The 12,375-nt window shown below is 45.4% G+C and carries 13 protein-coding genes; 9 read left to right on the top strand and 4 right to left on the bottom strand.

Going from position 1 to position 12,375, the window contains the following annotated elements; all coding sequences use genetic code 11:
- Window positions 1–73 precede the first annotated feature (73 nt).
- The 3 genes from AB4371_RS04560 to AB4371_RS04550 all read left to right on the top strand — a co-directional run bounded on the left by AB4371_RS04560 (window position 74) and on the right by AB4371_RS04550 (window position 3,265).
- Window positions 74–631 (top strand): DUF1439 domain-containing protein, encoded by a 558-nt coding sequence (locus tag AB4371_RS04560; protein WP_017065247.1) that lies wholly within the window; start codon window positions 74–76, stop codon window positions 629–631.
- Between the two features lie 224 nt (window positions 632–855).
- Window positions 856–2,418 (top strand): glutamate synthase-related protein, encoded by a 1,563-nt coding sequence (locus tag AB4371_RS04555; RefSeq protein WP_372149124.1) that lies wholly within the window; start codon window positions 856–858, stop codon window positions 2,416–2,418.
- Window positions 2,419–2,743: 325 nt separating this feature from the next.
- Window positions 2,744–3,265 (top strand): NADPH-dependent FMN reductase, encoded by a 522-nt coding sequence (locus AB4371_RS04550; RefSeq protein WP_372128105.1) that lies wholly within the window; start codon window positions 2,744–2,746, stop codon window positions 3,263–3,265.
- A gap of 118 nt (window positions 3,266–3,383) precedes the next feature.
- On the opposite strand, the gene AB4371_RS04545 is transcribed toward AB4371_RS04550, so the two are convergent.
- Window positions 3,384–4,196 carry an enoyl-CoA hydratase/isomerase family protein gene (locus tag AB4371_RS04545; protein ID WP_102393685.1) on the bottom strand — a complete coding sequence of 271 codons (813 nt, stop codon included), beginning with the start codon at window positions 4,194–4,196 and terminating at the stop codon, window positions 3,384–3,386.
- Window positions 4,197–4,326: 130 nt separating this feature from the next.
- On the opposite strand from AB4371_RS04545, the gene AB4371_RS04540 reads away from it, so the two are divergent.
- The 4 genes from AB4371_RS04540 (at window position 4,327) to AB4371_RS04525 (ending at window position 6,971) form a co-directional block, all read left to right on the top strand.
- Window positions 4,327–5,286 carry a LysR family transcriptional regulator gene (locus tag AB4371_RS04540; RefSeq protein WP_372149121.1) on the top strand — a complete coding sequence of 320 codons (960 nt, stop codon included), beginning with the start codon at window positions 4,327–4,329 and terminating at the stop codon, window positions 5,284–5,286.
- A gap of 153 nt (window positions 5,287–5,439) precedes the next feature.
- Window positions 5,440–5,889: a redox-sensitive transcriptional activator SoxR gene (gene soxR, locus AB4371_RS04535; RefSeq protein WP_102320544.1), complete on the top strand. Its 450-nt coding sequence runs from the start codon at window positions 5,440–5,442 to the stop codon at window positions 5,887–5,889.
- Between the two features lie 145 nt (window positions 5,890–6,034).
- Window positions 6,035–6,415 carry a VOC family protein gene (locus AB4371_RS04530; protein ID WP_017071825.1) on the top strand — a complete coding sequence of 127 codons (381 nt, stop codon included), beginning with the start codon at window positions 6,035–6,037 and terminating at the stop codon, window positions 6,413–6,415.
- Between the two features lie 136 nt (window positions 6,416–6,551).
- Window positions 6,552–6,971, top strand: a complete 420-nt coding sequence (locus tag AB4371_RS04525) for a globin (protein ID WP_017071826.1) — start codon at window positions 6,552–6,554, stop codon at window positions 6,969–6,971.
- A 111-nt stretch (window positions 6,972–7,082) separates the two neighbouring features.
- Here AB4371_RS04525 and AB4371_RS04520 read toward each other — a convergent pair whose 3' ends face one another.
- Window positions 7,083–7,853: a DUF481 domain-containing protein gene (locus AB4371_RS04520; protein WP_372149118.1), complete on the bottom strand. Its 771-nt coding sequence runs from the start codon at window positions 7,851–7,853 to the stop codon at window positions 7,083–7,085.
- Between the two features lie 139 nt (window positions 7,854–7,992).
- Between AB4371_RS04520 and AB4371_RS04515 the strand changes: the two genes are divergently transcribed.
- Both AB4371_RS04515 and AB4371_RS04510 read left to right on the top strand, forming a co-directional pair.
- Entirely contained in the window at window positions 7,993–8,382 is a 390-nt protein-coding gene (locus AB4371_RS04515; protein ID WP_017062182.1) for a DUF4345 domain-containing protein, read from the top strand.
- Between the two features lie 9 nt (window positions 8,383–8,391).
- Window positions 8,392–9,894, top strand: coding sequence for an arylsulfatase (locus tag AB4371_RS04510; RefSeq protein ID WP_372149115.1), 1,503 nt, complete (start codon window positions 8,392–8,394; stop codon window positions 9,892–9,894).
- Between the two features lie 56 nt (window positions 9,895–9,950).
- On the opposite strand, the gene AB4371_RS04505 is transcribed toward AB4371_RS04510, so the two are convergent.
- Complete coding sequence (locus AB4371_RS04505) at window positions 9,951–10,988, bottom strand: LacI family DNA-binding transcriptional regulator (RefSeq protein ID WP_017065252.1); 1,038 nt, start codon at window positions 10,986–10,988, stop codon at window positions 9,951–9,953.
- A 197-nt stretch (window positions 10,989–11,185) separates the two neighbouring features.
- On the bottom strand, window positions 11,186–12,271 hold the full coding sequence (locus AB4371_RS04500) for a porin (RefSeq protein WP_372149112.1): 1,086 nt from the start codon (window positions 12,269–12,271) through the stop codon (window positions 11,186–11,188).
- Window positions 12,272–12,375 lie beyond the last annotated feature (104 nt).

Genomic DNA, 12,375 nt, shown 5'->3' with positions numbered 1-12,375 from the left:
TGACAACCAATTTACAGTATCATCTCGAGGTAACATCCGTTCCATGCATTTAAAAAATAAGAGCCTATCTCCAATGACAACAAAGTTAATGAACCGTTTGATTATAGCTGTGACAGCCCTGATGCTCAGTGGTTGTGTTAGCTACAGTATTACCGAGCAAGAAATGACGAAGTACCTTGAAGACTCAGTGATGCTAGAACAAGAGGTTGGTGTACAAAGTGTGATGTACGCACAAGTGGCTGTGGATGATCTAGAAGTGCAAATTGGTCGAGCCGATGCACAACGCGTGTCCGTGTTGGCGAATACCAATGCAAAAGTTCAAGTGTTCAATATGCCTAATATGGGGTTGGATTTAGACTTAGAGTTCAGCGCGATTCCCGAATACGACAAGGAGAGTGGCGAGGTGTATCTAAAGTCGCTGCGACTAGAGCGCTTTGAAGAAAAAGGCAAACAGCTTTCGCCTGAAATAGAGACACTACTCAAACCAGCTGTATCGATGATAGGTTTTGCTTTGTCCCAGTCTCCGGTTTACAAACTCGACAGCAACAAGGTTCAAGAGTCGTTGATTAAGTCATCGGAACCCAATCTAGTGATTAAAGACAATAAATTGGTTATCGAATTGTTTGATTAACCCTCAGTGCATTAGTTTTGACTAAGCTCTCACCCATAATGGCTGCCTACTAGGTAGCCATTTTTGTTTGAGCTCAGTCGGTCATGACTGTTTTTAGTCGGTTTACTCACCTTGTCTATCAGTCTCATTTATTGAATTAGCCGCGTATCTCACCTTTACTTTATTCTTGCGAGCAAGTCATCGCTTCAGTCATCAAATCATAAAAAAGAAAAGGTGAACGAACTATGAAGAGTCCAGTAATCGCGGATAACAAACCCGTCAAAATCGAGCTGACAGAGGGAGAAGAGTATTACTTCTGTACCTGCGGGAAATCGAAAAGCCAACCGTTTTGTGACGGTTCTCATGCTGGTACGGGGTTCAAACCGAAAAGCTTTGTCGCCGAAGAGAGCGGAGACGCCTACCTTTGTCGCTGTAAGTATTCCAACAACCTTCCTTTCTGCGATGGCACTCATAAACAGTTCACAGCGGAACAAGTTGGGCAAGAAGGCCCGGAGGTTCACATTCAAGCGGCTGCGCCAGATTTGTCGCCAGCTGCGAGCGCAACCAAAGAAGAACCTACCGTCGAGTTTATTCATCAACTGGCGCGTGATGGTTTATCCAAGGTTGGACATCATGGGCCAATGACCTCCATGGGCGTTCCAAGACATCTATTGCCTCACTGGGACGATATTCAAGTGATGGTCGCGCAAATGGCCACCAAGCCTTTGCTGGAGAATATGCCCGTTGGAACTGAACTGATTATTGGCCCCAAAGCGAAGAAGCCACTCAAATTGGACATCTCTTTGTTTGTGTCTGATATGAGTTTTGGCTCGCTATCTGAAGAAGCAAAAGTCTCATTGGCGAAAGGTGCCGAACTCGCAGGGACGGGTATCTGCTCCGGTGAGGGCGGTATGTTACCCGAAGAGCAAGCGGCGAACTCTCGCTACTTTTATGAATTAGCCAGTGCTCAGTTTGGTTACGATGAAGCTAAGCTCAAAAACGTTCAAGCCTTCCACTTTAAAGGCGGGCAGGGTGCCAAAACCGGAACGGGCGGGCACTTACCGGGCGCGAAGAACATAGGCAAGATCGCGGAGGTGCGTGGCATTGAAGCGGGCACGGCAGCGATTTCTCCACCCACCTTTGTCGACCTTAACACGGTCGAGGATTTTAAAAAGTTCGCCGACCGTGTTCGAGAGGTGACAGGCGGTATCCCGATTGGCTTTAAGTTAAGTGCCAATCACATCGAAGAAGACATTCAGTTCGCGCTTGATGCCAGTGCCGATTACATCATCTTAGATGGGCGTGGTGGCGGTACAGGGGCGGCGCCAGAAATGTTCCGTGACCATATCAGTGTTCCCACTATTCCAGCACTCGCTCGCGCTAGAGCGTATCTCGATAAACAAGGGGTCAGTGACAGAGTCACATTGATCATCACGGGCGGCTTGCGCGTGCCGATGGATTTCGTAAAAGCGATGGCGCTTGGTGCTGATGGTGTCGCTATCTCAAACAGTGCCATGCAGTCGATAGGTTGTGTGGCGGCGAGAATGTGTAACACCAATAATTGCCCTGCTGGTATTGCAACTCAAAAAGCCGATTTACGTCAGCGTTTGAATGTCGAGAAAGCATCGAACCAGCTTAAGAACTTCTTTGAAGCCTCAACAGAATTAATGCAAGTGATGGCGAGGGCATGTGGGCATGATCATTTGAATCAATTTAACCCTCATGATTTGGCAACATGGAATCGCGAAATGGCCGAGCTATCCGGTGTCGCTTACTCTGGTGTCTGTCCATTAAATCACTTTAAGTAAATAATACTTCGATAAAGCACACTCAATGTATTTTGGGTGTGCTGACTTTTTCCTGTGTAATGCCAACCTATGTTAAACCTTTCATAATCAACTGCTTTATAAGTGTTTTTAAACTATTTCCTATATTTTGAAAATATCGCTTTACCTCAAGTTAACTTGAGGTTTTATCATCATCCCCAATCTAAAAACACAATCTATCACCTTGTCGCCTAGTGCAGGTTTTGATGTTATCAAACAGACGTTACGAATCTTCAGTTATGAATTTTGAGCTCCGTAATTGAAGTCATGAGTGCAAAAAGGTGAGAAAAATGAACAAGGATCAACAATGAAAGTATTAGCGATTGGCGCGACCAACAGTACAACATCAATTAATCAACAACTTGCAGCGTACACCGCAAGCTTAGTTGAGGGCGCGCAAGTAGAGGTGCTCGATCTTAATGATTTCGAGATGCCTATTTATAGTGAAGACAGAGAAAAAGAGTCCGGCGTTCATCAACACGCGCAGCGCTTTTTCAGCAAGATTGGCGAAGCTGATGCTGTGGTCATCTCTTTTGCAGAGTACAACGGTTCATGCACCGCAGCTTTTAAGAATGTGTTTGATTGGACATCACGAATCGACATGAAAGTGTATCAAGGTAAACCTGTGGTTATGCTCTCCACATCACCAGGCCCCGGTGGCGCAAGCTCTGTGTTGTCGTCTGCGGTAAATTCCGCACCTTACTTTGATGCTGATGTGAAGGGGTCGATGTCGGTGCCAAGTTTCTACGACAACTTTAATGTAGAAACGGGTGAGATCATCAATACCGAAATGGCCGAGAGCCTGAAATCGATCATGAGTCAGATCTAACTGCTTCAGTGAGTGAGAGAATTACTACATCGGTGCACAGATAAATAGATAAATAGATAAATAAGTAGATACATACATAAATGGCCATCAAGCGATGGCCATTTAATTGCGTCATTATCTATTGTGATAACTCTGCTTCGGTGTCAACGAAGATACCTTGAATGTCTTTCGCTTCACGCTCAGTTTGACCACCGTGTTTTAGAAACGCACCGATAATTGCTGCGGTTTTCTGCTCTTTTGCGCGCTCTAAGAAGTAACGAAGTTCTAGTTCAGCGCCCGCTTGCTCATCTTTGATTGAGGCAGCGATGATCTCTTTGTACATCACGATATCACGTACTTCTAATTGGCTGATTACACCGAGTGTCGCTGCTAAGAAACCCTCTAGCTCTGCCTTCGGTACAAACTGCGTGATGATGTTACGCTCTTCTGCTTGTTGAGCCGTAAAATCGTTACCAAGCAGCAAAGCTTGTAGCGCTTTGTTTTTGCCCATGCGTCTTGCAAATTGAACTGCGCCTTGGCCACCCGTTGGGATGTTTACATGAATTTCTGGTTGTGCGAACGCCGAGTTTTCAGTGCCGTAAGCAAGGTCACACGCCATCACAAATTCATTACCGCCCCCACGAGCTACGCCATCAACTACCGCGACAGAGACTTGTTTCATCGCTTTAATGTTCTCAATCATGTGGTTGAATTCAATCGAACCAGCTTGTCCACCTTGTGTACCGTTGATCACATTGAGATCTAGGTGAGCCAGAAAGAAGCTCTCATGTAATGATTTGAAGACCACAACCTTAGTATCACGATCATCTTTCAATGAAAGTACAAAGGCATTGATCTCGTTGATCAAGTCGAAAGTCAGCACGTTCACTGGTGGGTTGTTGATCGATACTGTTGCGATGCCATTTTGGTTAGTCACAGATAGTAGTGTCATGGGGTGTTCCTCTATTAGGTCGGGACTGAATGTTGTCTCCGTTATGTGCAGCTACTATAGATTTGTAATAAGATGAGAAAAATAGTCATATTGGCACTTGATTGGTGCCTTAAATGCAACAAAGGGCGTTATGGATATATCGAGTCGTTTATTATTGTTACTTGAAGTGGTTGAGCTGGGTTCGTTTGTCAAAGTGGCGGAGCAAAGAAACGTCGACCGTTCCGTTATCTCTAAACAGATCAGCCGTCTTGAAGAAGAGCTGGATGTTCGGTTACTCAATCGAACCACTCGTTCGTTATCTCTGACAGCTGCAGGCAATGAGATGGTCAATCAAGCGCATCAGCTTCGTGCACTGTTGAACGATACTCGACGCTTGGCGCAAAATTATCATGCAGAGCCTCGAGGGTTATTAAGAATCACCAGCTCGACCATGTTCGGTCGACAATATGTTCAGCAGGCGATTGCGGTTTTCCAGAAGCAGTATCCAGATGTTGATTTTGAATTGAGACTCGAAGACCGAATCGTCGATATGGTTAAAGAAGGGTTTGATATTGGTTTCCGTATTGGTAAGCCCAAAAACTCCAGCCTAATCAGCCGTAAGATAGCCAGAAGTCGATTGCTGATTGTCGCTTCACCTGAGTTCATTGTTCAGCATGGCGAGATCAACACCATCGAAAAGTTAGAGTCATTACCTGCGACTATCTATGCCGCTCCGGGTTTGTTGATTGATAAGTTTTCTTATGTCGATCAAGAGGGGCAAGCGCAGCATTTCCAGCTTAATGCCGCTTATAAAGTGAATGACGTTGAGATGATTTCCAAGAGCGCGCTAACTGGCAGTACTCTCGCGGTTGTCACGGCGCAGATGATTGAAGATGAAGTGCTCAGTGGAGAGTTAGTGCCTATTATGACTCACTTAAACTTGGATGACTTTGGCACTTTCTATGCGGTGTACCCACATCGAGATGCACCCATAAAAACCAAGCTCTTCATTGATACATTGAAAACCATTGTCGGTGAAGATAAACCTGTGTGGGAGCAAGGCATTCCCGGGTTTGACGACATGTATGGTAATCAGCGAACAAAATCATAGCTCAAAAAAATCAATACGTTAGGTTGCTTTGTTGCGCGTATTTTGTAATCTAGCCCAAACCTAAGTTTGAACGCAAACTTCAAGTTAAAATGAACTCTATTATACTGGTTATTATCAGGAAGAAACGGCTATTCAAACAGGAAGTGAAAGATCATGAGAAACATCGTATACCTCACCATAGGCCAGTTGGCTGAGCGCAGTGGCGTGGCTCCTTCGGCCTTACGCTTTTACGAAACCAAGGGGTTGATTGCTTCAATTCGTACTAACGGAAATCAGCGCCGTTATCAGTCGGCGATGTTGAGAAGAATTGCTTTGATACAAGTCGCACAGTCGATTGGCTTCACGCTGGAAGAGATCACCGAAGAGTTATCGACACTGCCGATGAACCATACCGCGACTAAGCGAGATTGGGAGCGCGTTGCTAAGAAGTGGCAGGGTCAACTTGATAGCAAAATGGCGCAGATTAAATCGCTACAAGAAAACTTAACAGGCTGTATCGGTTGCGGGTGTTTGAGTATGCAGAAATGCCACTTGTTGAACCCTGAAGATATTCTGCATGACCAAGGGCAGGGCGCACAACGGATCGTTGATCAGACTAACTGAGTTCCCGAAAGGCATGGAGCAGCGAACTAAGTTTCAGGTGTTTGCTCAATGGGTTAAGCAACAGTTGTGACGAATAGCGTGCCTAGACAAACACGAATTATAGGTCTAGTTTAGGTGGTTCTTTCAATAAAAGAAGAGGTTAGTTATGTTCAGCCATGTTTTTCTCGGTACCGAAGATATTGAACGCGCAAAGGCTTTTTATGACCCAATCATGAAAGTGCTTGGTTATAGCGAAGGCTCTGTGGATCCTAAAGGGCGCTGTGTTTACGTTAGCCAAACGGGTGTGTTGGGCTTAACCAAACCGATTGATGGTCAGCCAGCAACGCACGGCAACGGCATGACGGTGGGTTTTCTTGCGCCTTCTCCTGAAGTTGTAGATGAGTGGCATCGAGTTGGCGTCGAAAATGGCGGTACCAGCATTGAAAATGGCCCCGGAGCGAGAGGTTCTGACGAGCGTCGCTTGTACATGGCTTATTTGCGAGATCCTGATGGAAACAAGATTTGTGCAACGCACTTTATGCCGTAGTTTACGTTATGCCATCGTTCATTTTATGCCACAGTGGCGTATACTTAGATCATATTGATGGTTCGGAGTTGGCTAAGTTGCGGCTCTGGACTTGTTAGCTTCCCGATAACTCAAAATTTTGCAAAGGACTGGCTAGATGAAACCGAACGAACTGTTTTATGAAAGTTTTGAGCGCTGCCGGATTGACCAAGAATTTCTCGAAACGTTTTTGGCTGATTTTTGCGAGCATAACCCAAGGTTTTCAGAACGTTTTGAAAATATAGGGTTAGAGCAACAAACCAAGATGCTTAAAGCCTCGATCATTCTTATCTATAACTCTGCTGGTCTACCAAGCGTGCGTAACTCAGTAAAGAAATTGGGTAAAAGGCATAAAGACCTAGGGCTGGATATTTCCGAGATTGAGCTCAACGAGTGGTTCAATTCGTTACTCAATACAGTTAAAAAATATGACCCTCACTACGATGAAAGCGTCGAACAAGCTTGGACAGAAACTCTCGAGGCCGGCTTAACTATCATGAAGAAAGAGTGCGTAGTTCCAAACACTGTGAATAACTAGGTCGTTGATGGGTAGTTTTGCTTGTTCGTTAGTTAAAACCGGCATTAACTCTTGAAAGATTGACATTGTCAGGTAAGCCTAATGATATCAGGCTTACCTCTTATTGTTTGACTAGAAATGAGCAGCCCAACCAATCAGGAACCCTTGCGATGCGGTATCGTATTCAAAGGTCCCCTTGTTTTCGTAATCAACCCAGGTCGATTTGTAGGCAACATTTAAGTCAGACCAACTGTTTATCTGGTATCGCACGCCAGTTAACAGAGATGAGGTAAAGTTGGTGTCACTACCAAGCCCTGCATCAATGGTTGCGTGAAACTTCCAATCCTTATTGATCTGCGTTATCCATCTCACACCTACTTGGTAGTCAACCCAATCTTCATCAAGTGATCGGTCGACACTTAACCTACCACCTGAACCGTAAAGCTTGGTATCAATGTCGTTATCCCACCAACGAAGCCCAAACAGATAATCAATCGAGCCAAAATCGTATTGGTAGCGCTTAAACCCCTTCACATCTAAAACACCTTGTCGGATATCAAGATTGCCTTTCAATACCTCTAGGTTGCTACCTAAAACTGAGTTTGTTTTTCCGCTTAACTTCATGAAGCTGTAGTCAATGTAATAGCCCCACTGATTGTCATAGATACCCTCTAAACGCACCATTGCGGTCATATCAAGATGATCCATGATGAATGCAGGATCCACATCGACATCAGCAGACAAATCACCAATGGTACTGTCTCCGCGGATATTGAGTGCGAGCGCGTAAATTTCGAAGCTATGTTGCCACTTTTTTGTATCCGCTTGTGTGCTTGCTTCCTGAGCATTTACGGTTGAACTGGCAGCCAATGCTGATGCGAGTAGGTAATGCCATTTAGCCATATTGATATCCTTATCTTCGATGTGAAATAGCACGAATGTAAATGTGTGTTTTAACTATCCATTTTCCACATATGCAACTTGTATATTGCTGATTGTAGACTATGTTTTTTGAAAAGAGCCAAATTAAAAGAGTAAGGATATGAAGCCACAAAGTGTTTTTTTGTTCGTCGCTGTTTTGGGTTTAACACCGATTGCGTTGTCGTACGGTTATGCCCCCGTTGTCTCCCTTGATTATCTTTTCGGAATTGATGCTAGCCCTATCAATGTCACTCATATCTTTCGTGCTGTGATGGGGTTGTACTTAGCGTTGGCTCTGTTTTGGATAGCAGGGGCGTTACTAAAGAAATACCGACTGCCAGCACTCTACAGTTTGGTGGTCTTCATGTTGGGTTTGGCTGCCGGCCGAGTCATTAGCTTGTTGATAGATGGCATGCCTCACTGGCTACTTGTCGTTTATCTACTATTGGAGCTTGGCTTTGGTTTGGTAGGAATAAAAATGGTTCACAAAGAGCAATCTGAAACAGTATAAGGACATTCTATGAAAAGGATTTTCCACCTTGTTGTTCTGAGTGTGTTGAGCAGCTTTTCGCTATCAGCATGGTCAGCCCAAGAGCAACCGAATATTTTTGTTATCTTCACGGATGATATTGGGATCTCAAACCTGAGTGCTTATCACAATGGTGTGATGAGCAGCGAAACACCGAACATCGATAGTATTGCTGAAAAGGGCATGCTACTGACCGATTATTACGCTCAACCCTCTTGTACGGCGGGTCGTTCTGCATTCTTAACGGGTCAACTCCCTGTTCGAACAGGCATGCACTCAGTCGGATTGCCAGGTGGCCCAGTTGGTTTAAGTGCCGACACGCCAACGCTTCCTGAGATTCTTAAAACCATGGGTTATGTTACGGGTCAGTTTGGTAAAAACCATCTTGGTGATCGAGATGAATTCCTACCGACAATGCACGGTTTTGATGAGTATTGGGGTTGGTTGTATCACTTGAATGCAATGGAATACACCGAAGATCCAGACTGGCCAAAAGACGGTTCGTTGGATGCTTTTGCGCCTCGCAATGTGATTTACGCGAAATCCGATGGCAAAGGCGGACAAACCATTGAAGACGATGGCGCGCTAACTATCGAGCGTATGCGCACACTAGATGATGAAGTAAATAAGCACGCGATCAACTTCATCGAAAGGGCGGTTGAAGCGGATAAGCCATTTTTCACTTGGTACTGTCCATCACGCGGTCACGTTTGGACGCACCTGTCACCTGAATACGAAGCGATGCTCGGTCAAAACGGTTGGGGACTCCAAGAAGTGGTCATGAAAGATCTTGATGATCACGTCGGTGAGATGATGGCGAAGATGGAAGAACTCGGTATTGCTGACAACACCATCATCATTTTCACCGCCGATAACGGCCCAGAGATCATGACTTGGCCAGATGGCGGTATGACACCTTATCACGGTGAGAAAGGCACAACTTGGGAAGGTGGCGTAAGAGCCCCTGCATTGGTTAGCTGGCCGGGTAAAATCCCAGCGGGTACTGTAGGCAATGGCATCTTTGATGGTATGGATTGGTTACCCACTCTTGTCGCTGCGGCTGGTGGTCCAACGGATCTAAAAGAGAAAATGTTGAAAGGTCACGATGGCTTTAAAGCGCACCTTGATGGTTACAACCAAGTGGACATGCTGACAGAGAAAGGCGAGTCGAATCGTAAAGAGATCTACTACTACGAACGAGACAAGCTACAAGCGGTTCGTATTGGCGATTGGAAGGCGCACTTTGTGGTCCAAAACCATGGCTGGAGTGGTCCGAAAGAAGAGCTAAACGCACCATTGCTGTTTAACTTACGTCGTGACCCATACGAGCGAGCGGCAGAAGAGTCCGGCATGTACTTGAAATGGATGGGGCAGAAAATGTGGGCATTTGGTCCTGCTCAAGCTGCTGTACAACAACATCTAGCAACCTTCCAAGAGTGGCCCCCAGTGACACCAGATTTACCAGCTGAGAAAACCGGTGGTGTAGGTAACTAGTTAAATATCATAAAAAATCCCGCTCACACTGAGCGGGATTTTTGTTTGAAAGCGTCTTAACGTTGGTTCTGTTTTAGCGTCGTGTTTCGTTCAATGAACTTCACTGGCACCATCAGCTTAACCAAGCTTGTGTCTTGCTCTTGAATCTGGCTAACGACAATTTTCACTGATTCACGTGCAAGGCGTCTGAAATCTTGCTTGAAGGTAGTGAGTTGGTAATTCAACCATTGAGTCTGTGGGATATCGTCAAAACCAATCACTTGAAGATCTTCTGGAATACGCAGGTTAAATTCTAAGCGCGCCACATCCATTACTGCCATCGCGAGGTTATCTGTCGCACAGAAAATCGCTTGAGGATGTGTGGGTTCTGAAAACAGAGTCCGAATGGTATCTAGAGCATCAAGGTAGTCATAGTCAGCTTCAATAACACGAGCTTGCTTGCCTGTTAGATCTTCGAATTCTGAGCAAAAGCCCGATTCACGCTCGCCGTTGGTGTAGGTTGGCACGTTACCTGTCAGGTAAACCGCTGACTTTGTTCCTACGCTATGTAAATGTTGAGCGGCGACTTGGCCTGCGGCGTAGTTGTCACTTATTACATGGCTACTCTTAGTCCCCTCAACTACACGAGCATACTGAACAATGGGGATGTTGAACTCTTCACACTCTTCATAAAGCGACTTATTAAAGGTCGCCGAAGCAGCAATTACGCCATCAACTCGGTATTGGAAGATATTAGGAATCGAGTGGTTGTCGTTTCCATCAACTTGCCAAGGAATCAATACCGCAGAGTAACCCTGCTTTTGTAGCTCAGTAGAGATAAGCTGCAGAGTTTTCATGTGGATAGGGTAGTCGGCATCTGGGAAAACTAAGCCAATCAATTTGGACTCATTTGTCGTCAGACTGCGGGCAAAGGCATTGGGACGATAGTTCAACGATTTTGCTGCATCGAACACTTTTTGCTTGGTCTTTTCAGACACTGAACTGCCCGGGACAAATACACGAGATACAGTTGATTGAGAAACGCCAGCAAGTTTAGCGACATCTTTAGAGGTGACGGTTGGCTTTGACGCCGTGGAGTGTTTTGGAGAGCTCATAGACCATACTTTTGAACCAAATTGATTGTGCATAGAGTAACATAATTAGGTACGTACTCAAAAATACAATATGCCATGATTGGATGAAAAATAAGGGTTAATAGAGAGTGTTGAATATTATTCTGGGTATGACCCAAAAAAGCTCTGCGTAAGAGCAGAGCTTTGTTTAAAGAATTTATGAATCGACTAACTGGGCGTTAGAAGTAGTAACGAATACCTGCAGCGAATTGGTCATCTCTGTTTTCGAATTTATTGCCAACGAGCTGATCTTTACCTAGGTCGAATTGGTATTCAGTCCAAACTAGGAATTTGTTCTTCTGGAAGTGGTATTCAACACCAGGGATAAGCAGGTTACGCTCATAGCCATCTGTTTGGTCATCACGATCTTCCATGTAGTTGTAGTTCAACGTAGGGCGTAGGCCATTGTCGAAGTGGTAGTACGTGTAGATTTCACCACCTAGGGTATCGAACATTACATCCGTACCGCCTTGGCTTACAGCTTCCCAGTTTTCGCCAACATGGAAAGTGGCACCTGCGTAGAAGCCGCCGTTGCTGTAGTTCGCACCCAATAGCATGATGCGCATGTTGTCGCCATTTTCTACGCCAACCACACCTGAGTCTAGGTCTGCAATTTCATTTTGGTGGTAAGCTGCACCTAGTGTTACGCCATCAACCGGTTTGTAAGTGATTGACGCACCCATTCCGTTTTTCAATGAAGCTGTCGCATTACTCGCTAGTGCCACTTCTTCACGTGTCATTTGGTAAGTGAAGCCGTAGCTTACTTGGTCGTTGATTGAGTTACGGTAAGTAATGGAGTTTTCTGCTCGACCTGTACCAGATGCAATACCCCAGTCAGAAAGGTTGTAAACACCTGAGCCGCGAGTACCGAAGACACGACCTAAGTCGGTGTACCATGCGACGTCATAAAAAGTAGACCACTGCTTAGTACCTGCTGCGATCTTGCCGTATTTGTCGTGCTCTACGCCTGCGTATAGAAGTCGGTCGTAAATATTGTCGCCGTTAGCACCTGAGTTGTAACCCCATTCAGCATGGCCAAAGCCAGTCCAGCCGTTATCGAGTCCCATTTGACCTTTAAGGCCGAAACGAGAGCTACCGCTGTTCCACTCACCGTTGTGGTCGCCGCCCTTATCTTGGTAACGAACGTCGAAACGACCGTCTAAAGTAAGGCTATCGCCCGCGTCATTGGTAAAAGTGTGTGCAGCAAAAGCAGAACCTGAGGTAAGTGCTGTCAGGATCACTGCTGAAAGAATCGACTTTTTCATTGTAATTCTCTTTATTCAGGCCGTAGAAAGCCACCGTGCTTTCAAGCCCGTTATATTGGTAATGGTTTGGCAGGGTGTACCCCATCCATGAGGCACTAGTAGAT

This window comes from Vibrio sp. 10N.261.51.A3 (genome assembly GCF_041471965.1).
Classification (GTDB): domain Bacteria; phylum Pseudomonadota; class Gammaproteobacteria; order Enterobacterales; family Vibrionaceae; genus Vibrio; species Vibrio crassostreae_C.
Note: the sequence above shows the minus strand (reverse complement) of the source record. Positions and strands in the feature narration are given on the sequence as shown.